The organism is Plantactinospora sp. WMMB782 (assembly GCF_049179135.1).
Lineage (GTDB): Bacteria > Actinomycetota > Actinomycetes > Mycobacteriales > Micromonosporaceae > Plantactinospora.
This window is the reverse complement of sequence record NZ_JBMHMC010000007.1, coordinates 3,463,689-3,487,274: the sequence shown is the minus strand read 5'-3', so window position 1 is coordinate 3,487,274 and position 23,586 is coordinate 3,463,689. Positions and strand designations below refer to the sequence as shown.

The 23,586-nt window shown below is 73.5% G+C and carries 27 protein-coding genes; 10 read left to right on the top strand and 17 right to left on the bottom strand.

Annotated features, from left to right (window positions below):
* Positions 1–2: 2 nt before the first annotated feature.
* Positions 3–3,245 carry a diguanylate cyclase gene (locus ACN28A_RS18045; RefSeq protein WP_421396642.1) on the bottom strand — a complete coding sequence of 1,081 codons (3,243 nt, stop codon included), beginning with the start codon at positions 3,243–3,245 and terminating at the stop codon, positions 3–5.
* 101 nt (positions 3,246–3,346) lie between these two features.
* Between ACN28A_RS18045 and ACN28A_RS18040 the strand changes: the two genes are divergently transcribed.
* The 3 genes from ACN28A_RS18040 (at position 3,347) to ACN28A_RS18030 (ending at position 5,351) form a co-directional block, all read left to right on the top strand.
* Positions 3,347–4,009: a 5-formyltetrahydrofolate cyclo-ligase gene (locus tag ACN28A_RS18040; RefSeq protein ID WP_421396640.1), complete on the top strand. Its 663-nt coding sequence runs from the start codon at positions 3,347–3,349 to the stop codon at positions 4,007–4,009.
* Positions 4,010–4,131: 122 nt separating this feature from the next.
* Positions 4,132–4,524 (top strand): FmdB family zinc ribbon protein, encoded by a 393-nt coding sequence (locus tag ACN28A_RS18035; RefSeq protein WP_421396638.1) that lies wholly within the window; start codon positions 4,132–4,134, stop codon positions 4,522–4,524.
* Between the two features lie 140 nt (positions 4,525–4,664).
* On the top strand, positions 4,665–5,351 hold the full coding sequence (locus ACN28A_RS18030) for a hypothetical protein (RefSeq protein ID WP_421396637.1): 687 nt from the start codon (positions 4,665–4,667) through the stop codon (positions 5,349–5,351).
* Positions 5,352–5,498: 147 nt separating this feature from the next.
* On the opposite strand, the gene ACN28A_RS18025 is transcribed toward ACN28A_RS18030, so the two are convergent.
* Complete coding sequence (locus ACN28A_RS18025) at positions 5,499–5,684, bottom strand: hypothetical protein (protein ID WP_421396635.1); 186 nt, start codon at positions 5,682–5,684, stop codon at positions 5,499–5,501.
* 92 nt (positions 5,685–5,776) lie between these two features.
* Here ACN28A_RS18025 and ACN28A_RS18020 point away from each other — a divergent pair, with 92 nt between their 5' ends.
* Entirely contained in the window at positions 5,777–6,118 is a 342-nt protein-coding gene (locus ACN28A_RS18020; protein ID WP_421396633.1) for a hypothetical protein, read from the top strand.
* A gap of 236 nt (positions 6,119–6,354) precedes the next feature.
* Here ACN28A_RS18020 and ACN28A_RS18015 read toward each other — a convergent pair whose 3' ends face one another.
* A complete protein-coding gene (locus ACN28A_RS18015) occupies positions 6,355–6,831 on the bottom strand; it encodes a DUF2231 domain-containing protein (protein ID WP_421396632.1) in 477 nt (158 codons plus the stop codon).
* Positions 6,832–7,082: 251 nt separating this feature from the next.
* Here ACN28A_RS18015 and ACN28A_RS18010 point away from each other — a divergent pair, with 251 nt between their 5' ends.
* On the top strand, positions 7,083–7,508 hold the full coding sequence (locus ACN28A_RS18010) for a Fur family transcriptional regulator (RefSeq protein ID WP_421396630.1): 426 nt from the start codon (positions 7,083–7,085) through the stop codon (positions 7,506–7,508).
* Between the two features lie 74 nt (positions 7,509–7,582).
* Here the strand turns inward: ACN28A_RS18010 and ACN28A_RS18005 are convergent, their stop codons facing one another.
* The 11 genes from ACN28A_RS18005 to ACN28A_RS17955 all read right to left on the bottom strand — a co-directional run bounded on the left by ACN28A_RS18005 (position 7,583) and on the right by ACN28A_RS17955 (position 15,619).
* Positions 7,583–8,443 carry a RecB family exonuclease gene (locus ACN28A_RS18005; protein WP_421396628.1) on the bottom strand — a complete coding sequence of 287 codons (861 nt, stop codon included), beginning with the start codon at positions 8,441–8,443 and terminating at the stop codon, positions 7,583–7,585.
* Between the two features lie 163 nt (positions 8,444–8,606).
* Complete coding sequence (locus ACN28A_RS18000) at positions 8,607–9,221, bottom strand: MarC family protein (RefSeq protein WP_421396626.1); 615 nt, start codon at positions 9,219–9,221, stop codon at positions 8,607–8,609.
* 40 nt (positions 9,222–9,261) lie between these two features.
* Positions 9,262–10,161 (bottom strand): PHP domain-containing protein, encoded by a 900-nt coding sequence (locus ACN28A_RS17995; RefSeq protein WP_421396624.1) that lies wholly within the window; start codon positions 10,159–10,161, stop codon positions 9,262–9,264.
* A gap of 10 nt (positions 10,162–10,171) precedes the next feature.
* Entirely contained in the window at positions 10,172–10,336 is a 165-nt protein-coding gene (locus tag ACN28A_RS17990) for a hypothetical protein (RefSeq protein WP_421396622.1), read from the bottom strand.
* Complete coding sequence (locus ACN28A_RS17985; protein ID WP_421396621.1) at positions 10,333–11,499, bottom strand: hypothetical protein; 1,167 nt, start codon at positions 11,497–11,499, stop codon at positions 10,333–10,335. Before ACN28A_RS17985 ends, ACN28A_RS17990 begins: the two co-directional genes overlap by 4 nt.
* A 5-nt stretch (positions 11,500–11,504) precedes the next feature.
* Positions 11,505–12,197 carry a SigE family RNA polymerase sigma factor gene (locus tag ACN28A_RS17980; RefSeq protein WP_421396619.1) on the bottom strand — a complete coding sequence of 231 codons (693 nt, stop codon included), beginning with the start codon at positions 12,195–12,197 and terminating at the stop codon, positions 11,505–11,507.
* 146 nt (positions 12,198–12,343) lie between these two features.
* Positions 12,344–13,219, bottom strand: a complete 876-nt coding sequence (locus tag ACN28A_RS17975) for a PH domain-containing protein (RefSeq protein ID WP_421396616.1) — start codon at positions 13,217–13,219, stop codon at positions 12,344–12,346.
* A gap of 6 nt (positions 13,220–13,225) precedes the next feature.
* Positions 13,226–13,384: a hypothetical protein gene (locus ACN28A_RS17970; RefSeq protein WP_165436875.1), complete on the bottom strand. Its 159-nt coding sequence runs from the start codon at positions 13,382–13,384 to the stop codon at positions 13,226–13,228.
* Positions 13,385–13,503: 119 nt separating this feature from the next.
* Positions 13,504–14,232: a DUF6758 family protein gene (locus ACN28A_RS17965; protein ID WP_421396614.1), complete on the bottom strand. Its 729-nt coding sequence runs from the start codon at positions 14,230–14,232 to the stop codon at positions 13,504–13,506.
* Positions 14,233–14,330: 98 nt separating this feature from the next.
* Positions 14,331–14,966: a TrmH family RNA methyltransferase gene (locus ACN28A_RS17960; RefSeq protein ID WP_421396613.1), complete on the bottom strand. Its 636-nt coding sequence runs from the start codon at positions 14,964–14,966 to the stop codon at positions 14,331–14,333.
* A gap of 56 nt (positions 14,967–15,022) precedes the next feature.
* On the bottom strand, positions 15,023–15,619 hold the full coding sequence (locus ACN28A_RS17955) for a hypothetical protein (protein ID WP_421396611.1): 597 nt from the start codon (positions 15,617–15,619) through the stop codon (positions 15,023–15,025).
* A 638-nt stretch (positions 15,620–16,257) separates the two neighbouring features.
* On the opposite strand from ACN28A_RS17955, the gene trxA reads away from it, so the two are divergent.
* From trxA to ACN28A_RS17940, 3 genes are all read left to right on the top strand, one after another.
* Positions 16,258–16,620, top strand: coding sequence for a thioredoxin (trxA, locus tag ACN28A_RS17950; RefSeq protein ID WP_421396610.1), 363 nt, complete (start codon positions 16,258–16,260; stop codon positions 16,618–16,620).
* A gap of 139 nt (positions 16,621–16,759) precedes the next feature.
* Positions 16,760–17,197, top strand: a complete 438-nt coding sequence (locus ACN28A_RS17945) for a hypothetical protein (RefSeq protein WP_421396608.1) — start codon at positions 16,760–16,762, stop codon at positions 17,195–17,197.
* Positions 17,182–18,189 carry an MFS transporter permease gene (locus ACN28A_RS17940; protein ID WP_421396607.1) on the top strand — a complete coding sequence of 336 codons (1,008 nt, stop codon included), beginning with the start codon at positions 17,182–17,184 and terminating at the stop codon, positions 18,187–18,189. Before ACN28A_RS17945 ends, ACN28A_RS17940 begins: the two co-directional genes overlap by 16 nt.
* On the opposite strand, the gene ACN28A_RS17935 is transcribed toward ACN28A_RS17940, so the two are convergent.
* Genes ACN28A_RS17935 through ACN28A_RS17925 form a run of 3 tightly spaced genes read right to left on the bottom strand, consistent with a single transcriptional unit; the run spans position 18,126 to position 20,599 of the window.
* The gene (locus ACN28A_RS17935) at positions 18,126–18,572 is read right to left on the bottom strand and encodes a thiol-disulfide oxidoreductase DCC family protein (RefSeq protein WP_421396605.1); all 447 of its coding nucleotides are present in this window, start codon (positions 18,570–18,572) and stop codon (positions 18,126–18,128) included. The genes ACN28A_RS17940 and ACN28A_RS17935 overlap by 64 nt on opposite strands.
* A 33-nt stretch (positions 18,573–18,605) precedes the next feature.
* The gene (locus tag ACN28A_RS17930) at positions 18,606–19,421 is read right to left on the bottom strand and encodes a sugar phosphate isomerase/epimerase family protein (RefSeq protein ID WP_421396603.1); all 816 of its coding nucleotides are present in this window, start codon (positions 19,419–19,421) and stop codon (positions 18,606–18,608) included.
* Complete coding sequence (locus tag ACN28A_RS17925) at positions 19,418–20,599, bottom strand: Gfo/Idh/MocA family protein (protein ID WP_421396602.1); 1,182 nt, start codon at positions 20,597–20,599, stop codon at positions 19,418–19,420. Before ACN28A_RS17925 ends, ACN28A_RS17930 begins: the two co-directional genes overlap by 4 nt.
* A gap of 299 nt (positions 20,600–20,898) precedes the next feature.
* Here ACN28A_RS17925 and ACN28A_RS17920 point away from each other — a divergent pair, with 299 nt between their 5' ends.
* Together ACN28A_RS17920 and ACN28A_RS17915 are read left to right on the top strand one after the other, a co-directional pair.
* On the top strand, positions 20,899–21,927 hold the full coding sequence (locus ACN28A_RS17920; RefSeq protein ID WP_421396600.1) for a LacI family DNA-binding transcriptional regulator: 1,029 nt from the start codon (positions 20,899–20,901) through the stop codon (positions 21,925–21,927).
* A gap of 77 nt (positions 21,928–22,004) precedes the next feature.
* The gene (locus ACN28A_RS17915) at positions 22,005–23,552 is read left to right on the top strand and encodes an Rv2578c family radical SAM protein (RefSeq protein ID WP_421396598.1); all 1,548 of its coding nucleotides are present in this window, start codon (positions 22,005–22,007) and stop codon (positions 23,550–23,552) included.
* Positions 23,553–23,586: the final 34 nt, after the last annotated feature.

Below are 23,586 nucleotides of genomic sequence, written 5' to 3'. Positions count from 1 at the left end.
GACTATCGGCCACGACCCTGGCGCGGCGGTTGTGGCCCGGATAACGCGCCGTCCGGGCCGCTGTCCGCGATGACCGGTCCCTCCGCACCCGGCCACCCCGACCGGTCGCGGGTCGGCCGGCCGCCGGCCCAGGGCAGCCCGTCGTCCGGCGGCGCCGCGCCGGTCCGCACCGGAATCTCCACCACCGTCGGGCGGCCGCCGGTGGCCAGCTGGTACGTGTCCCGCCCCGCCGCCTTCGCCGCGTAGAGTGCCTCGTCGGCCGCCGCCAGTAACTGCGGCCCGCTGACGGCGTGGTCCGGATAGACGGCCACCCCGATCGACACGGTGACCGAGACCAGGGCCCGGACCGGGGCGGCCGCGCCGGACCGGGTACGGATCGCCATCGGTGTCTCCCGGACGGCGGCACCCAGCCGCTCCGCCACCGTCGCCGCGCCCCGGGCGTCCGTCTCCGGCAGCAGCACCACGAACTCCTCCCCGCCCTGCCGGAAGGCGAGGTCCACCTCCCGCATCGCGCCCCGGATGCGCTGGGCGAACTCGGCCAGCACCGCGTCCCCGGCCGCGTGCCCGTACGTGTCGTTGACCTCCTTGAACCGGTCGAGGTCGAGGGCGAGCACCCCGAGCATCCGGCCGAACCGGCTGGCGCGTTCGATCTCCCGCCGGATCGAGTCCCTGAGGTAGCGGTAGTTCCAGAGCCCGGTGAGCGGATCGGTGAGCGACAGCCGCTGCGCCTCCTCGTGCATCCGGACGTTCTCCATCGCCACGGCCGCGTGCTCGGCGAAGGTGCCCAGGGTGGCCAGGTCGACGTCGTCGAACTCGTCCGCCCCGAGCCGGTCGTAGAGCGCCAGTACGCCGACCGCGCCGCGCCGGCCGGCGAGCACCGGTCCCGCCCCGGACAGCGCCGCCCCGGTACGCCCGACGCCCGTACCGCCGGACGAACCCGTACCGCCGGACGAACCCGTACCGCCCGACGTGCCCGTACCGCCCGACGAACCCGTACCGCCCGACGTGCCCGTACCCGTGCCCACGGACGTGCCCGGCCAGCCGGTGTCGGCCGCCCGGCGCAGTGGCGGCGTACCCGTCCCCAGCTCCGACCCGGCGTACGACGCCGAACCAACCGATCCCGGATACGGCAACGCACCGGCCGCTCCCGGATACGGCGACGCACCGGCCGGCACGGAGGACGGCAGCGGTACGGCCACATACGTCCGGCAGCGCGGCTCGCGGCCGTAGAGGTGCGGTCCGTCCCGGTCCAGCCGACCCCGGCGCGGTTCGCCGGTGGCCACCACCGTGCCGAGCAGGCCCTTGCCGAGTGGTACCCGCAGCGCTGCGGCAGGCCGGACAGCACCGTCGTCCGCCGGAGCGCCCGGGTCACCGCCCTCTGCGACGAGGTCGATCCGCGACTCGACCGGGCGCCGGTCCCGGGTGGAGCCGGCGCTCGGCGCGGTGCCCGCCGGCCGACCGGTGTCGGCGCTTCCCAGGTCGCCGTCTCCGGCCGCTCCCGGATCGCCAGCTCCCGGACCACCGGTCCCGGCAGCCTCCGGATCGCCGGTCCCCGCAGCTCCCGGATCGCCGGTCTCGGCAGCTGGTGGAGAGCCTGTCCCGGCGGCGCCCCGGCCGTCGGTGGTGTCGCCGTTCCTGGTGACGCCACCCGGAGCTCCCGCCGATATCGGCCGTCCCGGCCGGGCACCGGCCCGGTCGAGGCCCTCGGCACACTGGCTGACCAGCACCCCGGTCCTCGGATCCAGCAGCAGCACCACCCCGGCCCGGGCGCCGGTGGCGGCCATCGCGGCCCGGAGCAACAGCTGGAGAATCCGGTGCAGGTCGTGTGAGCTGGCCAGGGTGTCGCCGAGCACGCCGAGTTGCTCCCGCAACTGGTGCCGGCTGAGCACCAGCGCCCGGAAGTAGGACTCGGCCTCCCGGGTCATCCGGTTGAAGCTGTCGGCGAGCCGGCCCACCTCGTCCGGGGACCGGACCGGGACCCGGGTCGCCAGGTCACCCTCGGCCACCCGGTCGGCGGCCCTGGCCAGCTCGGCCAACGGCCGGGTGGTGGACCGGGCGAGCCGGCCGGCGGCCAGCACCGCGAACACCCCGGCAAGCAGGACGACGACAGCGAGCGGGCCGTACCGGGTCACCGGCGGGTCGCGGGGGACCGACAGCACCAGCGGCAACGGTTGCCCGTGCGCCGGACCGACCCGGCGGACGTACCGGCCGCCGTTCGCCTGTACGACCCTGTCCCCGGAGATTCGTCGCGCCGCCGCGAGTACGGCCGCCCTCGATCCGGTCGACTCGGTAGTCGGCGACTCGCCGCCCTGGGGTCCGGCATCCGGAGCACCGCCGCCGACCGGACCCGACCCGGCCGACGAACCGGCACCCGACGAGACCGTAGCCGTAGCCGTACCCGGCGGGACCGTACCGGTGTCCGGGAAGAGGACACCGGGCGGACCGCTGCCGGCGGATCCGGGGACGGCGGCCGTGGGGCTCGGGACCGGGGCGGGGTCCGGCGGGCTGGTGGAGGTCTCGGCCGGCCCGGGTACCTCGCGCAGCAGGGTCACCGCGGTTCCGCTGGCGGCGGCGAGCCGGCGGACGAACGCCGCGTCCAGAGCCTGCGCGCACCAGACCTCGCCGACCACCGCCCCGGAACGGTCCCGCAGTTCGACCCGGGCAGCCAGGGCACGCGGCGCCGGCCCGGCACCGACCGGACCAGCGTCGGCCGGACCAGCGTCGGCCGGACCTTTGCCGGCCGGACCAGCGTCGGCCGAGCCAGCGTCGGCCGAGCCAGCGCCCGTCGAGCCAGCGCCCGTCGAGCCAGCGCCCGTCGAGCCAGCGCCCGTCGAGCCAGCGCCCGTCACGGGGGTCCCGGCCGGGTCAGGGCCGGCCGGGTCAGGGCCGACCGGGCCGGTGCCGACCGGGGCGGGGCAGAGTGTCCAGGGCTGGGGCGGTGCCGCCGGGGTGACGAAGTCGACCGCGCCGGCCGGTCCGGTGGTCAGCACCGCGTCCGCCAGCGCCCGGTTCACGACCTCGGCGGCCGCGCCGGTCCGGCTGGCCCGGTCGGCGAGTACGGCCAGCGCACCGGCCGTGGCGTGCAACTGTTGACAGAGCGCACCGATCGACGTACGCACGGCGTCGGCGGCGAGGTTGAGTCGGCGCTCCGCCTGGTGGCGGCTCGCCGTGGCGACCGTACCGGCGACGGAGAGCGCGCCGAGCAGCACCGGCCCGAGCACGACGACGAGGAAAGCTGTGGTCAACCGTCCGCGCAGCGTCACTCATCCCCCCGGAAGCTCGGCATCCGATGCTGCGATGCTGACCCGACCGCATTGGTTAACCGACCTACCCCCAGGAGTGTTACGTGCCGGATTTTTCGGATGAAGGGGTTGGCCGGGGCAAGAGCGCACTCCGGATCACCATGCTGGCCCGCCGCCGGGCGCTGCCGGCCCCGGCCCGGCTGGCCGCCGCCGAGCGCCTCCGGGCCGAGCTACGCACCCTCGTCCAGCGGGTACGACCTCAGGTGGTCACCGGTTACGTGCCGGTCGGCACCGAGCCGGGTGGAGTCGAACTGCCGGAGACGCTGGCCGCCGCGGTGGGCCGGGGTGGGCAGCTGCTGCTGCCGGTACTCCGCCCGGATCTCGATCTCGACTGGGCCCCGTACGCCGGGCCGGGTTGCCTGGTCGCGGCCGGTCGAGGGCTGCGGGAGCCCGGCACCGGACGGCTGGGTCCCGAGGCGATCGGCGTTGCCGAGCTGGTCGTCGTACCGGCGGTGGCGGTGGACCGGCGCGGGGTCCGGCTCGGCCGCGGCGGCGGCTCGTACGACCGCGCCCTGGCCCGGGTGGCTCCCGGCGCCCTCACGCTCGCGCTGTTGCACGACGGTGAACTGATCGACTCGATCCCGGCGACGGATCACGACCGCCCGGTACGTGCCGTGCTCACCCCCACCGGCGGCCTCCAGTACGTCGGCTCCGACCGAGGCACCGATCAGGGCGCGGATCGGGGCGCCGATCGAGACTCGGATTGAGGCTCGGGGTGTGGCCGGGCGTCGGGCCGGACACTTCGGCTGGACGAAAACACCTCCGATGCCGCACCATTGGCACTCGGATATGTCGAGTGCCAACAGGCTTGCAAGATCCGGAGGGGAACGTGCCCACCTACCAGTACGCCTGCACCGAGTGCGGCCACCAGCTCGAGGCGGTGCAGTCCTTCACCGACGAGCCGTTGACCGAGTGCCCGGCGTGCGAGGGTCGCCTGCGCAAGCTCTTCAACTCCGTCGGCATCGTGTTCAAGGGCTCCGGCTTCTACCGGACCGACTCCCGCAAGGGCTCGGAGGGCGGCGCCGCGGCGGCCAAGGCCGACTCGCCGAAGAGCGACTCCGCGAAGACCGGCTCGGGCGGCGACTCCGGCTCGACCAACGGCAGCGCCTCCGGCTCGTCCGGCTCCTCCGGCAGCGGCTCGACAAACGGCACGTCGAGCAGCTCCGGCAGCAAGCCGAAGGCGACCTCCGCCTCGTCATCCTCCTCGACCAGCACGACCTGACCGTCGAGTTATCCACAGCCCCGGAAGTTGTCCACAGGGCGTGGATCGTCCGCCACCACCTCGGCGCGAGCTGACCTAACCTGCTGCTACCGGACGGCGCCGACCCGTCGCGTCGCCGGGCCGAGGGAGGTTCGTTCGCCGTGGCACCCGAGCGTAGGTCCACCCGTCGCGATGCCACGCTGAGCCCGGCCCGCTGGTCACGTCCCGGCATCGGCTCGGTGATCCGCTGGCTGCTCGTCGGCACCCTGTCGGCGCTCGCGTTCGGGCTTCTCCTGCTGCGCGGTCCGGGGTCGTCCTGCCCCGCCCCGCAGTCCGGTGCCGCCGCGGACCGGGCGGCCGTCACTCCGGACGGGGCAGCCGATGACCGGCCCGGTGCGACCGGGGACGCAGCCGGGCCGGCAGGGCCCGGCGGACCGCCCGGAGGCACCACCTCGGCGAGCCCGCCCGGCGCGGGTCAGTCCGCGGGAGGCGGGCCGGCGGGACGCCCCGGCGCGGCACCGGGCGGCTCGGGGCTACCGGCCGGCTCGGCAGTTCCGGTACCGGCGGGGACGGTCGGGGTGCCCATCCGGCTCGCCGAACCGGCAGCGTTGACCGTGGCCCGGCCGGGAGCCCGGGTGGATCTTCTCGCCGCACCCGGTGGGGAATCGGCGGGTCGGCTGCCCAAGCCCACCGTCCTGGCGACCCGGGTGCTCGTGCTCGACGTGTTGGGGCCGGGCCAGACCGACGGCGCGGCCAGTGCCATCTACCTGGCACTCCGTCCCGAACAGGCCCACCGCGCGGTCGGGATGCCGGAGTCCACCCGCTTCGCCATCATCGTCCGCTCGTAACCGCCCGCGCCCGGTCCCCGCTCAGCCCGCCGACCCGGCATGGCGGATCCGGCGCCCAGTTCGGCGGCCAGTCCCAGTTCGGGCGAGGGCTACCCACTCGTGCTGCGGCGGTCACTCCTGCTGCGGCGGTCATCTCTGCTGCGGAGGTCAGTCCCAGTGCGGCGGGCGGTCGGCGAGCAGCCGCTCGTCGTTGGTGTCCGGGCGCTCGCCCCAGCCCTGGTCGGTGTCGTCAACGGACTGCTCCGGCAGCACCCGCCGGTCGCCGGTCGACTTCACCGGCCGGCCGCTGTTCCGGCCCGCACCCGGGCTGCGCTGCTCCTCGGTCCCCGACACCGGGCAAGCGTACCGGCCCGGCGCAGGACAGCGTCTGTCGGTGACCGCCGGAGAGGGGTCGCGGCCGGCTCGGGTTGGTAGCGTCGGACAGCGTGACGCAGCAGAGCGGGAACTCCGCCGATGACGCCTTCTGGCGTCGGCCCACCGGACCACCCGCCGACGCCCCGGAGTCCGGGACAGGGTCCACAACGCCACCTCCGGCACGACCGGAGATCCACTACCCCGGCCCACCGCCGAGCACCACTCCGCCACCGGGTTGGCGTCCGCCGTTGCATGTCCAGCCGGCGCCACCCCGGCCGCTGCCCGCTCAGGACCACGTCGCGCTGGACGCCGAGGAGGGCAGTGCCCGGACGCTCACCTACGGCATCGGCATGCTCGGCGGCGCGGTGGTGCTGATACTTCTGTGCCTGCTCTGCTCCCGAGCGCTCTTCTGAGCCGTCCCGGGCGGCGATGTGGGGGCACGGTCGGCCTCCGAGAATCCGGCGAGCGCGGCGGCGACGATCCGGCAGCCGTCAAGCATCGGGTCGCCGCCGGACGGGCGGGACGACAGGCGCCGGGCGGGACTACAGGCGCCGGGCGGGCGGGACGACAGGCGGCGGGCGGGACTACAGGCGCCGGGCGGGCGGGACGACAGGCGGCGGGCGGGACTACAGGCGCCGGGCGGGCGGGACTACAGGACTCCCTGCCAGACCGCCTGGGCGCCGGTGTCGCCGGTGAGGTAGACGTACCAGACATTGACCGCGGCGAGCACCACGACGACGACGGCGAGCAGCGGTCCGAGCCAGCGCGGCAGGGCGCGGGCACGGGGTCGGGTCAGGGCCACCAGCACGAGCGTGACCACGCCGAGGGCGAGGCTCCACCACAGGCTCAGTTCGCCGTAGCCCTGGTGCTCCACCACCTTCTCCAGAATCTCCGGGCCGTAGCCCTTGGCGATCAACACCTGCTGGAACTCCTCGCCGGACTGCACCGCGAGGAAGGCCGCGACCGGGGCCGCCACGGCCAGTAGCGCCGCCGCCCAGTCGAGCCGGCTGCGGAACCGGGTGAGTACGGCGTACCCGGTGGAGACCAGCGCGAGCAGCGGCACGAAGACGACGGCCGCGTGCACCAGCAACGCGTGGGCGGGGAGACCCATGACTTCCCTGAACACCGACGCCTCCTTGTTGCCGCGCTCCCGACGGGAGCACCTGGCGGTAGGTAGATTCGATCACGTGGCCCGCGACCTATACCGGTACACGGGGATCGAGCCGACCCGGTTCATTCCGGTTCCCGCTCCGGCGCGGCAGCTGCCGGTGACCGGCGGGCACGAGGGCGGCTCCGGACTCGGGTGAGCTGTGGCCGGCGCCACGCTCGGCCCGCATCCGCCTTGTTGGTGTCCCATCGACGTGCTGTGATAGTGAGATGACTGGCGAGGAACTGCTCCGGTCGAGGGGCCTTCGGGTCACCCGGCCGCGCCTCGCCGTCCTCGAGGTGCTGGCCGGCGGCGGGCACCTGGAGGTCGAGGAGATCACCCAGCGGGTCCGGAGACGTCTCGACTCGGTCTCCACCCAGGCGATCTACGACGTGCTCGGTGCGCTGTCCCGGGCCGGGCTATCCCGCCGGATCGAGCCGGCCGGATCGCCCGCCCGCTACGAGGCGCGGGTCGGCGACAACCACCACCACGTCGTCTGCCGCGGCTGCGGCGAGATCGCCGACGTGGACTGCGCGGTCGGCTCGGCGCCCTGCCTCGACCCGGTCGCCGCGTACGGTTTCGAGGTCGACGAGGCCGAGGTCACCTACTGGGGTCTCTGCCCGAACTGCCAACTGCGCCGAGCCGCCGACCGCTGAACCGGCAGAACCCCCCGGGCACCGTCCCGGCACGCACCGCCCTGGCACTATCTCGGACCGCCCCCGGCACAGCCTCAGGCGACCGGTGGTCCGCCGTTGTCCGGGGTGGCCGGGGCGAGTGCCCGTTCCACCGCCGACCAGGGCTCCCGCTCCGGGGCGTCCGCGCCGGCCGGGCAGGTGCGCCGGTAGTCGCACCAGCCGCACCGCGGGCCGGGCAGGACCGGAAACGCCTCGTCCGGGTCGGTCCCGTCGGCGACCGCCCGCTCGGCGGCGATGATGTCCCGTGCCGTGTCCTCGGCCCGGGAAAGTTGCCGGGCGAGCGACTCCGCCGTGTGATCGTGCCCGGCGACCGTCCGGGTCGGCAGGTGGTGCAGCTCCACCCGCCGGCAGGGCTTCCGGAACACCCGCTCGGCGGCGTACGCGTAGAGCGCGAGTGCCTGCGAGCCCCGGGCGTCGTCGGAGTCCAGTCCGGTACGCCCGGTCTTGTAGTCGACGATCACCAGCTCGGGACCGTCCGGCCCGGTGCGCGAGTCGATCCGGTCGGTGCGACCGTTGAACGCGAGCACGGCCGTCTTGACCGCCACCACCCGCTCCACCCCCACCGGTTCGTCACCGGGGTCGAGCGACTCCACATACGACTCCAGCCATTCCAGCGCCCGCCGGAACACCGCCCGCTCCTGCTCCTCGTCGCGGTAGCCCTCCCGGACCCAGGTGCCCTTCAGCAGGGTCGGCAGCGCTTCCGGGCGGCGGCGGTCGGGGGTCAGCGCGTACCAGTTGCGCAGTGCGGTGTGCACGCTCGCGCCGAGCGAGTTGTGCGCCCAGGGCGGCCCCTTGGGCGGCGCCGGCCGGTCGACATAGGAGTAGCGGTACCGGCGCGGACAGTCCACGTATGCGCCCAGTTTGCTCGGCGTGCAGACGAAGAGACGCTCGGGCATCCCCTCGAATCCCAACTGCTCCGGCTCCGCACCGCCACGCGGTCGGGGAGCATGCGGTCGAGGGGTCCGGTTGCCGCCGGACGATGGCCTTCGCACGCCCCGATCCTGCCATGCCGGTCCGACACCTCCGCCGGTCCGACACCTCCGCCGGCACGGACCGGGGTCAGGAGCCGGAGAGGTGGCTGGTGACGAAGGCGCTGACGGAGTCGGCGACCAACTGCACCGCGATGGCCGCGAGCAGCAGTCCGGCGATCCGGGTCAGCACCTCGATCCCGGCCGGCCGGAGCACCCGGACGACGAGCCCGGAGAAGCGCAGGATCAACCAGACCGCGACCATCACCGCGACGATGCCGACCGCGATGGCCAGATAGTCCGCCGTCCCCTCGGCCCGCTGCACGAAGAGCATGGTGGCGACGATCGCACCGGGACCGGCCAGCAGGGGCGTACCGAGGGGCACCAGCGCGATGTTCGAGGTGTTCTGCTGGCCGGGGTCGTCCGCCTTGCCGGTGAGCAGTTCCAGCGCGACGAGCAACAGCAGCAGGCCACCCGCACCCTGCAACGCCGGCAGTTCGATGTGCAGGTAGTCCAGCAGGGTCTGCCCGGCGACGGCGAAGACGACGATCACCCCGAGGCCGAGCGCCACCGCCTGCCCGGCGGCGCGTACCCGCTCCCGGGCCGGCATCTGGCCGGTCAGGGCGAGGAAGATCGGCACCATGCCCGGCGGGTCGGTGATCACGAACAGGGTCACCAGTACCTCGCCGAGCAGCTTCAGGTTCACGTGATCACGTTAGCCGTACGCCGGGTGGCGTCCGCCGAGGTCAGGCCGGGTCCGTGAGGACTCCCACCCCACTGCTGGCCGCGACGATCCGCCTGTACGCCTCGACCCCGGTGGTGTACGCGCCGAGCCGGACGGTCTTGTGCGCGCCGTGAAAGTCGGACGAGCCGGTCACCAGCAGTCCCAGCTCGCCGGCGAGGGCCCGGACGTGCTCCCGTTCGGCCGGGAAGTGGTCCTCGTGGTCCGCCTCCAGCCCGGCCAGCCCGGCGGCGGCCAGCTCGACTATCAACGAGTCGGGCACGATCCGTCCCCGCCGGCTCGCCCGGGGATGGGCCATCACCGGCACCCCGCCGGCCTGCCGGACCAGCCGGACCGCCCGGAACACGTCGATGTCGTCCTTGGGCAGCCGGTAGCGCTCGCCGAGCCAGCGCGGCGTGAACGCCTCGGCGGTGGTCGCCACCAGACCGGCCCGGATCAGCGCCTGGGCGATGTGTGGCCGGCCGACCGTCCCGCCCGCGGCGGCGGCCCGGATCTCGGCCCAGTCGACGTCGACGCCGTCGGCCCGGAGCAGCTCGACAATGCGCTCGCCGCGTACCTCCCGGGCGGCGCGTACCCGGGTCAGCTCCGCGGCCAGCTCCGGCGCGGCGGGGTCGAAGAGGTAGCCGAGCAGGTGCAGCGGGATCGACGGCTCGGTGCCGTACCAGCGGCAGGAGAGTTCGGCACCCCGGACCAGGGTGAGTCCCGGCGGCCGGGCGGCGGCGGCCCGCTCCCAGCCCCCGGTGGTGTCGTGGTCGGTGATGGCCAGTACGTCGAGCCCGGCCTCCCGGGCCGACCGGACCAGTTGCTCCGGCGAGTAGGTACCGTCGCTGGCGGTCGAGTGGGCGTGCAGGTCGATCCGGACTCCGCCACCGTGCTCGGCCGACCCGCTCTGTCGGGACGTCACCGGCCCGAGGTTACCGCCGCCCGCCCGGCGGCAGCCGTCCAGCGCACCAGTCCCGCAGCCGGCCGGCGCACCAGTCCCGCAGCCGGCCGGCGCACCAGTCCCGCAGCCGTCCGGCGCACCAGTCCCGCAGCCGGCCGGCGCACCGATCCGGCAGCCGTCCGGCGGCGGCGGTCACCGCCCGTCGGGTGCCGCGGTCAGCCTCGGGACGAGTTGCCAGTCCTCCGTGACGCCGTCGGGCAGCGGCACGGTCTCCCTGGTGCCGTCGGTGCGGCAGCGTACGACCTGCTCGCCGTCACCTGTGGCCACCGTCCGGTCGTCGATCCAGACCGGCGGCACGGCACCGGCGGCCGGGCAGGAGAGCACGGCGTTCCGGCCGTCGAGTACGCCGTCGACGTCGACGAGCACGACCTCGGCGCCGCGCCGTGCGGCGAGCCAGCGGCCGTCCGGGGTGAGCCCGCCGCCGGAGTTCTCGGCCCGCAGTCCCAGCCCGCAGCCGCCGCTGCGCACCGGCCGCGGCTTTCCGCCACTGGTGGCGAGGCTCGCCAGGCAGAGCCGGCTGCCGCGTTCCTGCCGGACCAGCCCGGCCAGGCCGTCACCGTGTGTCCCGTAGACGGCCAGCACGTCCGGGTTGGGGGTCGGCCGCCGGTCCGGGGCGGCCAGGTCGAGGTAGCCGTAGCCACGGTTGGAGTCGGAGAGCACCACCCGCTCGCCGGCGAAGGCCACCGGCCAACTGCCGGCGGGCACCTCGACGTGGTCCGTCAGGGCGAGTCCGGTCGGGCCGACCCGGGCGACGTACAGGGTCGTGTCGAGCTGGAAGGCGAGACGGTTGCCGTCGGTGCTCAGCGTCCACCTGTCGTCCTCGCCGCTGAGCGCCACCGTTGTGCCGTCGGGCCGGAGGAACCTGACCTGCCTGGCCCCGGCGTACACCCAGCCGCCCGGCACCCGGTAGATCCGGGTCACCTCGCCGACGCCGTCCAGCCGGAGCCGCCGGCCGTCGCTGGTCCAGAGCTGGTCGCCGCTGCGGAGGTCGAGTCCGATCCCGGTGTCCCGGCCGGGGGTCGGCGGCTGCGCCGGGCCGACCGTGACCTCGGCCAGCGAGTCCACGTCGAAGCCGGCGGCCGGGCCGGCGGAGGGCCGTCCGGGCAGCCAGCCGGCGCCGAGCGTGGCGGCTCCGGCGGTGACCAGGACCAGCGCGGCGGCCACCGCCACCAGCGAGCTGACGGCGCGGCGCCGACGGGTCACCCGGCCGCGCATGATCACCCGGCCGGCCGGGTCGTCGGCCACCGGTGGCGTGTCGACCCGGGCGGCGAACATGTCGCGCAGCTCGTCTTCCAGCATCGCCGTCACGCTTCCGCTCCGACCGCCGGGACGGCCTGGGCCGGCATCGCCAGCGCGGCCGGCCGGCGGGCCCCGGCCGGGCGCGGCCGGGGCAGTTCCGGCGGGCCGACCGGGAGCTGGTTGTCGGGCGCGGTCGGCCGGTGGTCGGCCTCCCGCACGGGTACGCGGGGAAGCGCCTCCTCGCCCTGCGGCATCCGGTTGTCGGCCTCGGCACCGAGCCGGCGCCGCAGCGTGGCGAGGGCCCGGGAGGTCTGGCTCTTCACCGTGCCAGGTGAGATGTCGAGCAGCGCGGCGGTCTGCGCCTCGGAGAGATCCTCGTAGAACCGGAGTACCAGCACGGCGCGCTGCCGGACCGGCAGGGTGCGGACGTGCCGCCACAGCCTGTCGCGTTCGAGCTGTTCCTCGATCTGGTCCGGGGCGGGGCGCTCCGGCAGCACCTCGGTGGGGCGCTCACCGTGCCAGCGGCGCCGCCACCAGCTCGTCGCCGTGTTGATCAGGACCCGCCGGGCATACGGCTCGACCGCCTCGATCTCGCCGAGCCGCTTCCAGGCGAGGTAGGTCTTGGTCAACGCCGTCTGCAACAGGTCCTCGGCGGTGGCCCAGTCCCCGGCGAGCAGATAGGCCGTACGCAGCAGGGCTGCCGAGCGGGCCGCGACGAACTCGCGGAACTCCTCGTCGACCGAGTGCTTCGGCGCCACTCCCGCCTCCCCCCGCCGCCGCCGCTGCCAATTCGACAGGCTGCCACACCCGCACCCTCGGGTCTACGGCCCAAAGGCGCGATTGACCTCGATGTTCGGACAGGTGCCCGTGGCTTTTGCGGCGTTTCGTGCGGGGCGTCGGTTCGTCAGGCGCCGTCGTCGGCCTTGGCCTCCTCGGCCTCCTTGCCCAACCGGGCCTCCACCGCCTGCGGCTCGTACATCTCCTCGACGACGCGCAGGTAGAGCTCGTTGGGGTTGGGCAGGTACTTGACCTCGCGGAGGGCCTGCTCCTGGCCGGCCGACTCCAGCACGAAGGTGCCGTAGTTGAGCGCCCGGCCGAGCGGCGACTGCTCGTATTTCATGTCGGTGACCCGCAGCAGCGGCATCATCGCCACCTGCCGGGTGATGATGCCGTTGACCACCATCACCCGCTTGTTGGTCAGGATGAACCGGTCGAAATACCAGTCCGCCACCTTCCAGGCGACCCAGCCCATGATGCCGAGCCAGATCAGCACGGCGACCGTCGTCAGCGCACCGACCTCCTGGCCGGCGAGGAAGCCGGAGAGGTAGCCGAGCACGAAGGTGGCGAGCAGGCCGACCAGCAGCGGGGTGGCGAGGGAGATCTTGTGCCGCTTCCACTCGCCCCGGTAGCGCTCGGTCGGGAAGAGATAGCGGGCCACCAGCGAGGTCGGCTCGTCCTCCAGCGGCAGCACCCGGCGCGGGCCGAGCGGCATCCCGGAGGCGTCGACCCGGAGCCCGGCCAGCTCCTCCTCGGAGATCTCCGGGCCCTGGTCCGGATCCCGGACCCAACCGCGGGTGCCGGCCCGGCGCTCGCCGTAGCCGATGTCGTCCGAATAGGCGGGACCGTCGGAGTAGGCGGGGCCGTCCGAATAGGAGGGGCCGGTGCCGAAGTGGGGGCCCTCGTCGGGCTGGACCCGGGGGATCGGCTCGGTGTCCCGCTCGCGCCGTCGACGTTCGTCGTCGCCCTCGGGCTCGGGGGGTCCACCCGACGGATTACCCATCGACGGTTAAGCCACGAGGTCGGTGAAGAAGTCGCCGAAGCCCTGGGCGACGTCCAGGAGGCTGCCGCCCAGCGACTTGAAGACGTCGGCGGCCGAGGACGGCTGGTAGGCGATGAAGAAAACCAGGAAGGCGATACCGCCCCAGGTGAGGACCTTTTTAACCATGGCGGGCCATCCCTCCGTGCGGCACCGGGTTGCTAACCGCGGCAAAACCCAGAGTAGCAGTCTGCTGTCCTGCGGGAAACAATCCGCAATCGCGCTCCGACCCAGCCTGACCGGCCATATCAGACCCTCCCGTGCAGGTAGGGGGACGGAGCACCGAACACGAGCTCGGGGGGTGTCCACTCGGTCAGGTCGTGGAGTTCCACGTCGTCCGCGAGGAGGTAACCCGCACTCGCCGGCCAGGCTATCGCATAGAGCCAGATCCCCCGAGCTTCGCCGACGTAGGCACTCCGGTCTGTCGGAGATTTGACTGACCACAGTGGAGTGGGATGGCCGGCGACCCGGACCTTGGCGTGCGCGATCCGCTCCGCGGACCCCGGGCCGGGATCGGTGAGCGCCTCGGTGAGCTGCGGCCCCGGGTCGACCCCGGTGGTGCCGGCCAGCCGGGTGCCCAGGCCGACGCCGGGCTCCTCGGCGACCAGCACCAGGTCGGCGGGGCCGCCGCCGAGCGGGTCCGGCCCGGTGCAGGCCACGGCGGTCGCGCGTACGCCACCACGGTCGTCGCCGGCCCAGCCGACCCCGGTCATCGTCCAGCCCTGGGGCAGCGGCCAGAAGCACCAGAGCGGGATCGGGAAGTCCGGTCCGGTGCCGGCGGCCCCGGTCCCCCGGTCGGCGGGGTCGCGCTGCCCGACGATCCGCTCGATCGTGCTGGCCAGGATCTCCGGCCCGATGTGTTCCGCGACGTGCAGCGGCGGAACCGGCCCGCAGCCGGGACACCGCCAGGCGGTGTGCATCAGGTCCGGCGCCCGGACCGGACCGGCGCAGCGCGGACAGCTCAGCACGAGACCCACGACGTCTACAGTCCCCGTACCAGTACCCCCGAGTCAAGGCGAACCGGCCTTTTCAGGTCGTTTCACGCACGTCCTGGCCGTCGGCGGGACGGTACGGGTCAGCTCTCCTCCGGCGGTCGACCGCCGTAGCCGCGGATCCAGGCGTGCATGGCGATGCCGCTGGCCACCCCGGCGTTTATCGAGCGGGTCGAGCCGTACTGGGCGATGGAGAGGACCGCCGAGCAGGCCAGCCGGGCCGGCTCGGAGAGGCCGGGGCCCTCCTGCCCGAACAGCAGTACGCAGCGGCGTGGCAGTACGGCGCTCTCCAGCGGACGCGACCCGGGCAGGTTGTCGATGCCGATCAACGGCAGGTCGGCGGCGTCGCACCAGGCCAGGAACGCCTCGATCGTCCCGTGGTGCCGGACGTGCTGGTACCGGTCGGTCACCATGGCACCCCGCCGGTTCCACCGCCGCCGCCCCACCACGTGCACCTCGGCGGCGAGAAAGGCGTTCGCGTTGCGGACCACGGTGCCGATGTTGAAGTCGTGCTGCCAGTTCTCGATCGCCACGTGGAAGTCGTGCCGGCGCAGGTCCAGGTCCGCGACGATCGCCTCCCGCCGCCAGTACCGGTACCGGTCGACGACGTTGCGCCGGTCGCCGAGGCGCAGCAGTTCGGGGTCGTAGCGGGGATCGGTCGGCGGCTCGCCCGGCCACGGCCCGACCCCGACCTCGATCTCGACCTCGGCACCGTCCACGGTTGCCGAGGGTATCCCCCGTGGACCGGCACGTCCGGGCAGGATCGGAGGGCGGTTCAGCCGGCCGGGCGCAGTCCCAGCGCCTCGCCGAGCTGGTCGAGCACCCGGCGCTGCTCCGGATCCACCGGGTCGCCGAACGGGCGGGGCCGGCCGTCGGAACCGGCCGCCCGGCAGACCCGGGCCGCGACGGACTGCACCCACTGCCGGTAGGCGGCCGAGTCCGCCGGGTCGGCGTGCCTGGCCAACGTCTCGACCGCCGCCCGGCAGGACCGGAGCAGTTCGGCGAGTCCGTCCTCGTGCGTGCCGTCGGGGTGCCGGCCCGCCTCGTGCCCGCCGTCGGCGAGTCCGCCGTCGGCCGTTCCGGCGCGGACCGGTCCCGAGCGCCCGTCGTCGGATTCGGCGTAGATGGCGGCGACCACCGCGCGGACCAGTTCGCTGTCGAACGACCGGCCGGCGGCGATGCCGTCCAGGCCGGCCAGCCCCTCGGTGACCGTCCGGACCGGATTGTCCGGCCGGGCCGACGAGGCCGCGACGATCACCCGACCCGGCAGCCGGACGAGCAGTCGCCAGTCCTCGGGCGGGTAGCCGGTGATGGTGGCCCGCCAGGCACCATGCGTGGCACCTGGCGAGTCCGGAGATCCGGTCTGACTCATGGCGCCTCCCGGATCAGCATAAGCCGGTGATAGGAGGAAGGCCCGGTTCCGCCCGAAAAGCGATAGTCCCGGCGCGTCTTACGGCACCGGGCCCGTCTCTTCGGCGCGGGACGCGGCGACGGCGCACCGCACCGGCCGGACACCGGGGTCGCCAGGACCGAATTGAAAAGTGGCCAGGGGTGGAAACCGACCCCGGACGCAATGAGCGGCGGGGCCCTCCCCGGCACCCGCCGCCCACGCTCTGATGGGAAGGATTCTGCCCGATCCGACCCGGCCGACAGAAGACTTCGCCACGAGATCGGAGTCACAGTTACCTTTTTGTAATGTTACTGAACGTGAGTGCTCGTACGCACCCGGGCATCCGTTATGTCACCTGTTTCCGCTTGCCAACCGGCAAGTTTCCGGATCACACCCCTACTGGCCAGCGAAAGCTCTGGAAACGCTCCCATGACCGACAGTCACTGAACTGTGTCGCCAATGTTTCACTTCCAGGGCGGCCGAACCACCGACCCACATCGATGTCGGGGCGGACGTGAGCCGGCACACGATGACCGTTTCAACCCGCCGTGCCGGGGAATTCTCAGCAGGCCGGGTGGGTTTCAGCAGTCGTAAGGCCAATTGGGTGATCGGAGTGATCAATGGCGACCGTTGAGCTGACCACAACCAACTTCGACGAGGTGACCGAGCAGCCGGGCATCGTGCTGGTGGACTTCTGGGCGGACTGGTGTGGCCCGTGCAAGCGGTTCGCGCCGGTCTACGAGCGGTCCTCGGAGAAGCACGGGGACATCGTGTTCGGCAAGGTCGACACCGAGGCGCAGCAGGAGATCGCCGCGAAGTTCGACATCCGCTCCATCCCCACGATCATGGCGATCCGGGACGGGGTGATCGTCTTCGCCCAGCCGGGCGCTCTGCCCGAGTCCGCCCTGGAGTCGCTGATCGAGCAGGTGCAGGCGCTGGACATGGACGACGTACGCAAGCAGCTCGCCGAGCACAGTCACTGAGTTCCGGACCAGAGGATCCACCAGGTCCGCGAAGCTCCGCGCCGCGGCCGGACACCCCGCACGGGTGTCCGGCCGCTGCCGTCCGGGCGGTCGAGGAGTACCGGCGGATCTTGCGCGTACCGCGTAAGGTCTCGAACCGATGGACGCGTTGCCGAGGCGGGGCCGGAGGATCCGGGTGGGCCTCACCCTGCTGGCCGGTGCCGTACTGCTCGCCGGCACCCTCTGGGGGCAGGACGACCACTTCCCGTTCGGCCCGTTCCGGATGTACGCCGGCTCCAACCCGCCGGACGACCCCGCCCCGGACACCCGGGTCGAGGGGGTCGACGCCACCGGCACGGTCGTCGGGCTCGGCGAGGACGCCACCGGCATCCGCCGGGCCGAGATCGAGGGCCAGCAGGGCCGGTACACCGAAGACCCGAGCCTGCTGCGCCAGGTCGCCGACGCGTACGCCGAACGGCACCCGGACGCACCACCGATCGTCGAGGTACGCATCGTGATCCGCTGGTACGGCATCACGGACGGCCGGCCGACCGGCAACTCGGTCGACGAGACGGTGGTCCGGTGGCAGGCGTCGTGAGCGCGGCCCGACGGATCGGCGCCGCCGTGTCGGGCTGGCTGACCGAGCCGGTGCCCCGCAGCCGGGTGGCCGCCTTCCGTACCCTGGTCTACCTCTTCGTCGCCGCGGACCTGCTGGTCTTCACCCCCTGGGTGCGCGACAAGGCCAACATCTCCGGCGAGCTGTACCAGCCGCTCTTCGTCGGCCGCCTGCTCCCGCTACCCACCCCCACCCCGCTGCTGGTCACCGTCCTGTTCTGGGCGCTGCTGCTGCTCTCGCTCGCCGCCGCGACCGGGCGGGCACCCCGGCTGCTCGGCTGGGCCGTCTTCGCGCTCTACTTCGAGTGGATGGTCGTGGCGATGAGCTACGGGAAGGTGGACCACGACCGGTTCGGCTTCCTGGTGGCGCTGGCGGTGCTGCCCACGGTGGGCCGGGCCCGGCACGGCGACCACACCCGCTCCGAGGCGGCCGGCTGGGCGCTGCGGGTCACCCAGATCGCCGTGGTCTGCACCTACTTCCTGGCCGCCTGGGCCAAGCTCCGGTTCGGCGGGCCGGAGTGGATGACCGGTTCGGTGCTGGCCCGCGCGATCATCCGGCGCGGCACCGAGCTGGCCGACCTGATCGCCCAGGTGCCGTACCTGCTGATCGCGGCGCAGGTCGGCATCATCGCGTTCGAGCTGCTCAGTCCGCTGGTCTTCGTGGTACCGCCGCGCTGGCGGCAGGCCGTGGTGGCGTTCTTCTACTCGTTCCACCTGGTCACCATCGCCACCATCACGATCTCGTTCGCCCCGCACCTGGTGGCGATGACCAGCTTCCTGCCGCTGGAGCGGCTACGCCCGCTGGCCCGGCTCCGCCGGCTGACCCGGCGATCCGGCGGCAACGGCAACGGCAACGGCGCCGAGTCCGGCAACGGCGTCAGCAGCGACAGGAGCCTCGACGGCGGCGGTGCTCAGGGGGCTGCCGGGCCGGTTCCGACGGAACCGCCCGGCGCGCGGTCGCCGGCCGTGCCGTAGAGCCGGTCCCGGGTCGCCTGGGGCAGCGAGCAGGCGGCCGTACCGCCCGGCAGCCGGTGCCGGTTGCGGGCCACCCAGCGGTATGCCGGCCAGGCCAGGGCGCGTACCGGGGGAAGCCGCAGGACGGCGCCGAGCAGCCGCCAGCCGGGGCGGCTCGCGCCGAGCAGCCGGGCGATCGCGTCCGGGCCGGCGGCGCGTACGCCGTCGGTGCCGATCCACCAGACCGCCTCCTCGCACTGCGCGACGGTCAGCCCGAGCGCGTCGAGGTCGGCGAACTGCCAGGGCAGCACCTTCGCCCCGGTGGGGACGCGCCGGTCGACGAACCCGGCGCAGGTGGTGCAGAAGGCACAGTCGCCGTCGTACACGAAGGTGGGCTGGTCCATGTTACAAGTCTCCCCCGTGGCCGGCGGCGTCGACTAATCCACGTGGCCGAGATAACCGGCGAGGGTGCGGTCCAGGATCTCCCGGCCCGGCCGGGCCCAGAGGTCGGCGTTGAAGACCTCGACCTCGACCGGTCCCCGGTAGCCGGCGGCGTCCACCGCCTCCCGGAACCGGCGCAGCTGCACGCAGCCGTCCCCGGGCAGCGCCCGGCCAAGCAGCACCCCCTCGGGCAGCGGGGTGGCCCAGTCGGCGACCTGGAAACAGGCGATCCGCTCCTCCCGGCCGGCCCGGTCGAGCTGCGCCCAGACCTGGTCGTCCCACCAGAGGTGGTAGGTGTCCACCACCACGCCGACCGTCTCGACCGGATGCGGCGCGGCCAGGTCCAGCGCCTGGCCGAGGGTGGCGACGACGCAGCGGTCGGAGCAGTACATGGGGTGCAGCGGTTCGATCGCCAGCCGTACCCCGGCGGCCCGGGCGTGCGGCACCAGCTCGCCGATCGCCTCCCCGACGTGCGCGCGGGCCGCGTCCACGTCCCGGCTGCCGTCCGGCAGTCCGCCGGAGACCAGCACCAGTACCGGCGCCCCGAGGGTGGCGGCCTCGTCGATCGCCCGGCGGTTCTCGTCGTACCAGTCGGGGGTCTGGAAGAAACCGCCCCGGCACAGTGAGGTGACCGCGAGCCCGGAGTCGCGGACCAGGGTGGCGGTCCTGTCCAGGCCGTGTGCGAGGGTCTCCTCCCGCCAGAGCCCGACCTGGGTCACGCCGGTCGCCAGGCAGCCGGCGACCAGGTCGGGAATCGGCCAGTACTTCGCGGTGGCCTGGTTGAACGAGAAGCGGGCCGGGACGGTGCTCACCGGGCGCCCGGCTGGTCGTCGAGGGCCGGGATCTCGATCCGCCGGCCGTCCCGGGCCGAGGCGAGCCCGAGTTCGGCGAGCTGTACGCCCCGGGCACCCGCCCACAGGTCCCAGCTGTACGGCTCGTCGACGACGACGTGCCGCAGGAACAGCTCCCACTGCGCCTTGAAGCCGTTGTCGAACTCCTCGTTGTCCGGCACGACCTGCCACTGTGACCGGAAGTCCTCGGTCACCGGCAGGTCCGGGTTCCACACCGGCTTGGGCGTGGCCGCCCGGTGCTGGATCCGGCAGTTGCGCAGCCCGGCCACCGCGCTGCCCTCGGTGCCGTCGACCTGGAACTCGACAAGCTCGTCCCGGTAGACCCGGACCGACCAGGAGGAGTTGATCTGGGCCACGATCCGGCCCGGCTGGCCCGGCCGCTCGATCTCGAAGATGCCGTACGCGGCGTCGTCGGCGGTGGCGTCGTAGCGCTCGCCGGCCTCGTCCCAGCGCTGCGGGATGTGCGTGGTGACGTGCGCGGTCACCGCCGTCACCCGGCCGAAGAGCTGCTCCAGCACGTAGTGCCAGTGCGGGAACATGTCGACGGTGATGCCGCCGCCGTCGGCCGCCCGGTAGTTCCAGGACGGGCGCTGGGCGGCCTGCCAGTCACCCTCGAAGACCCAGTAGCCGAACTCGCCGCGGACCGAGAGGATGCGGCCGAAGAAGCCGCCCTTGACCAGCCGGTCGAGCTTGCGCAGGCCGGGCAGGAAGAGCTTGTCCTGCACCACGCCGTGCTTGATGCCGGCGGCGTCGGCGAGCCGGGCCAGCTCGACCGCGCCGGCCAGGTCCTCGGCGGTCGGCTTCTCGGTGTAGATGTGCTTGCCGGCCTCGATCGCCAGCTTCAGTGCCTTCTCCCGCTGCGCGGTCACCTGCGCGTCGAAGTAGATCCGCACGTCCGGGCGGGCCAGCACGGCGGGCAGGTCGGTGCTCCACTCGGTCAGCCCGTGCCGCTCGGCGATCTCCCGGAGTTTCGCCTCGCTGCGGCCGACCAGGATCGGTTCGGGCCAGAGGCGGCGGCCGTCCGGCAGCGCCAGGCCGCCCTGTTCCCGGATGGCCAGCAGGGAGCGGACCAGGTGCTGCCGGTAGCCCATCCGGCCGGTCACGCCGTTGAGCACGATGCCGATCGTGGTGCGGCCCATGTACGTCGCCTCCTCAGGCTGGCTGATCCGCGGGTGCCACTCGTCGAGCGCGCGGGGTACGTGATCGTGGTGGGGTCGTCCTGGCGCGCGATGGTCGCGGTAGAGCACGCCGTACGTCGGTAAGCGCTTTCCCGCCAACGCTACCGACTCGATTCCGATTCGGGCAAGAGCCTCCCGCCGCCATGGTGATCATGGAACGGCGGGGGCGGCCAGCGCGCGACGGCCGTGAATGGGCCGGGCCGACCCGCGATATCCTCAGCTGCGACCGGCCACCGGGCGGTCGGGGAAGGACGCGGTCGATGGCCACTCTGGCGGATGTCGCGCGGCGGGCCGGCGTGTCACCCGCCACCGCTTCGCGGATCATCAACGGCAGCCCCAAGCCGGTCACCGACGCCCTCCGCGAGCGGGTGCTGGCGGCGGTCGAGGAGTTGCAGTACGTCCCGAACGCGCACGCCCAGCAGCTGGCCCGCAACCACCGCAGCGCGGTCGGGGTGATCGTGCACGACGTCTCCGACCCGTACTTCTCCGAGATCACCCGGGGGCTGCAACGGGTGGCCACCGAGCACGGCCGGCTGGTCATCATCTGCAACACCTACCGCGACCCGGACAAGGAGCTTGAGTACGTCGAGCTGCTCCGGGCCAACCAGGCCGCCGCGATCATCCTGGCCGGCTCCGGCTACCACGACGAGCAGTTCACCAACACCCTGGACGCGAAGCTGCGGGTCTACCAGTCCACCGGCGGGCACGTGGCGGTGATCGGCCGGCACGAGCACAGCGGACACGCGGTCATCCCGGCCAACGAGGCCGGCGGCCACCTGATCGGCGCCGAACTCTACGGCCTCGGCCACACCCGGATCGGGGTCGTCGCCGGGCCACGGCACCTGACCACCACCACCGACCGGCTCGCCGGGCTGCGTCGGGCCGCCCGGGAGCACGGCCAGCAGCTCGGCACCGATCAGATCGTCTACGCCGACTTCGACCGCTCCGGTGGGGTCGCCGCCACCGCGACGCTGCTGGAGAGCTGCCCCGGGGTCACCGCCGTCGTCGCGCTGAACGACTCGATGGCGATCGGCGCCCTCGCCCTGCTGCGGTCCCGGGGCATCGAGGTGCCCGGCCGGATCAGCGTGGTCGGCTTCGACGACATGCCGATCGCCCGGGACGTGACGCCGGCCCTCACCACCATCCGGCTGCCGCTTGCCGAAATGGGAGCCCGGGCGATGACCCTGGCGCTGCAACCGCCCGAGCCGCTGAACACCCCGCAGGTCGAGCACGTCGCCGCCGAGCTGGTCCGCCGGGAGAGCAGCGGCCCGCCGGCCGACGCCGGATAACCCCTTCCGGGTACGCCGACCGGCCGGTCGCGGTCCGCCGCGTGGCGAGTTGCGTGGTCTCTCGTACGTATGTTCGAATGTTTGGTATGCGCTGGGAAAACCTGACGTCGGCTCCCCCCGACCACGGGACCCCTCCGGGGGCGGCGCCAGCGGCTCCACCCCTGCCGCTGGCGCTGCCCGGCGCGACCGTGCGCACCTTCGACACCCCCGGATTCGCCGGGATGACGTTCTACGAGGTGCGGGCCAAGTCGATCATCAACCGGGTGCCCGGGGAGTCCCGGGTGCCGTTCCAGTGGACGATCAACCCCTACCGGGGGTGCAGCCACGCCTGCGCCTACTGCCTGGCCGGCGACACCGCGATCCTGCTTGCCGACGGACGCACCCGGCCACTGTCCGAGCTACGGATCGGCGACCAGATCTACGGCACCGTCGCGCAGGGCAACCACCGGCGCTACGTCCGGACGGAGGTGCTGGCGCACTGGTCGACGGTGAAGCCGGCCTACCGGATAGTGCTGGCCGACGGCACCGAGCTGACCGCCAGCGGCGACCACCGGTTCCTCACGCCGCGCGGCTGGAAGCACGTCGTCGCCGCACCGCCCGGCGAGCCGCCCCGGCCCTACCTGGCGATCACCGACAGCCTGGTCGGCACCGGCCGGGCCACCCCCGGCCCCGCCGACCTCCCGGCCGGCGGGCTCGACGGGACGATCCTCGGCGGCCGGGCCGTGCTGCGGATCCGCCGGATCGAGCCGGCCGAGCGGGAGCTCCAGCTCTACGACATCACCACCGGCACCGGCGACTTCGTCGCCAACGGCGTCGTCAGCCACAACTGCTTCGCCCGGGGCACGCACAGCTACCTCGACCTCGACCCCGGCCGCGACTTCGACAGCAAGGTGGTGGTCAAGGTCAACGCGGGCGAGCTGGTCCGCCGCGAGCTGGCCGCACCGAGGTGGTCGGGCGAGCACATCGCGATGGGCACCAACGTCGACTGCTACCAGCGGGCCGAGGGTCGCTACCGGCTGATGCCGCCGATCCTGACGGCACTGCGCGACTTCGCCAACCCGTTCTCCATCCTCACCAAGGGCACCCTGATCCTGCGCGACCTGCCGCTGCTCCAACAGGCGGCCACGGTCACCTCGGTCGGCATCTCGATGTCGATCGGCTTCGTCGACGAGCGGATGTGGCGCTCGGTCGAGTCGGGCACGCCCAGCCCGCACCGCCGGCTCGACGCCGTACGCCGGCTTACCGAGGCCGGCTTCGCGGTCGGCGTACTGATGGCCCCGATCCTGCCCGGCCTGACCGACGACGACGACTCGATCGAGGAGACGGTGGCCGCGATCGCGGCGGCCGGCGCGGCGAGCGTCACCCCGTTGCCGCTGCACCTGCGTCCCGGTGCCCGCGAGTGGTACGCGAGCTGGCTCGCCCGGGAGTTCCCGCACCTGGTGCCCCGCTACCGGAGCCTCTTCGGCCGGGGCTCCTACCTGCCGCAGGCATACCAGCGCGAGCTGACCGCCCGGGTCCGGCTGGCGGCCCGCCGCCACGGCCTGCACCGCCCCGAGCCGGGCGAGGCCCGCCAGGTGCCGGTGGCGACGCCGACGCCCGCGGTCGAACAGCTCACCCTGCTCTGACCGGATGCGGCCCGGCCGGGCCGGCGGCACTGAC

Bases quoted from the DNA above. Each gene is read 5' to 3' on its own strand.
- ACN28A_RS18010 (WP_421396630.1), top strand. From the start codon at position 7,083: ATGACTGGCGAGGAACTGCTCCGGTCGAGGGGCCTTCGGGTCACCCGG.
- ACN28A_RS18005 (WP_421396628.1), bottom strand. From the start codon at position 8,443: ATGCCCGAGCGTCTCTTCGTCTGCACGCCGAGCAAACTGGGCGCATAC.
- ACN28A_RS17985 (WP_421396621.1), bottom strand. From the start codon at position 11,499: ATGCTGGAAGACGAGCTGCGCGACATGTTCGCCGCCCGGGTCGACACG.
- ACN28A_RS17975 (WP_421396616.1), bottom strand. From the start codon at position 13,219: ATGGGTAATCCGTCGGGTGGACCCCCCGAGCCCGAGGGCGACGACGAA.
- ACN28A_RS17970 (WP_165436875.1), bottom strand. From the start codon at position 13,384: ATGGTTAAAAAGGTCCTCACCTGGGGCGGTATCGCCTTCCTGGTTTTC.
- ACN28A_RS17955 (WP_421396611.1), bottom strand. From the start codon at position 15,619: ATGAGTCAGACCGGATCTCCGGACTCGCCAGGTGCCACGCATGGTGCC.
- trxA (WP_421396610.1), top strand. From the start codon at position 16,258: ATGGCGACCGTTGAGCTGACCACAACCAACTTCGACGAGGTGACCGAG.
- ACN28A_RS17945 (WP_421396608.1), top strand. From the start codon at position 16,760: ATGGACGCGTTGCCGAGGCGGGGCCGGAGGATCCGGGTGGGCCTCACC.
- ACN28A_RS17935 (WP_421396605.1), bottom strand. From the start codon at position 18,572: ATGGACCAGCCCACCTTCGTGTACGACGGCGACTGTGCCTTCTGCACC.
- ACN28A_RS17925 (WP_421396602.1), bottom strand. From the start codon at position 20,599: ATGGGCCGCACCACGATCGGCATCGTGCTCAACGGCGTGACCGGCCGG.
- ACN28A_RS17920 (WP_421396600.1), top strand. From the start codon at position 20,899: ATGGCCACTCTGGCGGATGTCGCGCGGCGGGCCGGCGTGTCACCCGCC.
- ACN28A_RS17915 (WP_421396598.1), top strand. From the start codon at position 22,005: ATGTTTGGTATGCGCTGGGAAAACCTGACGTCGGCTCCCCCCGACCAC.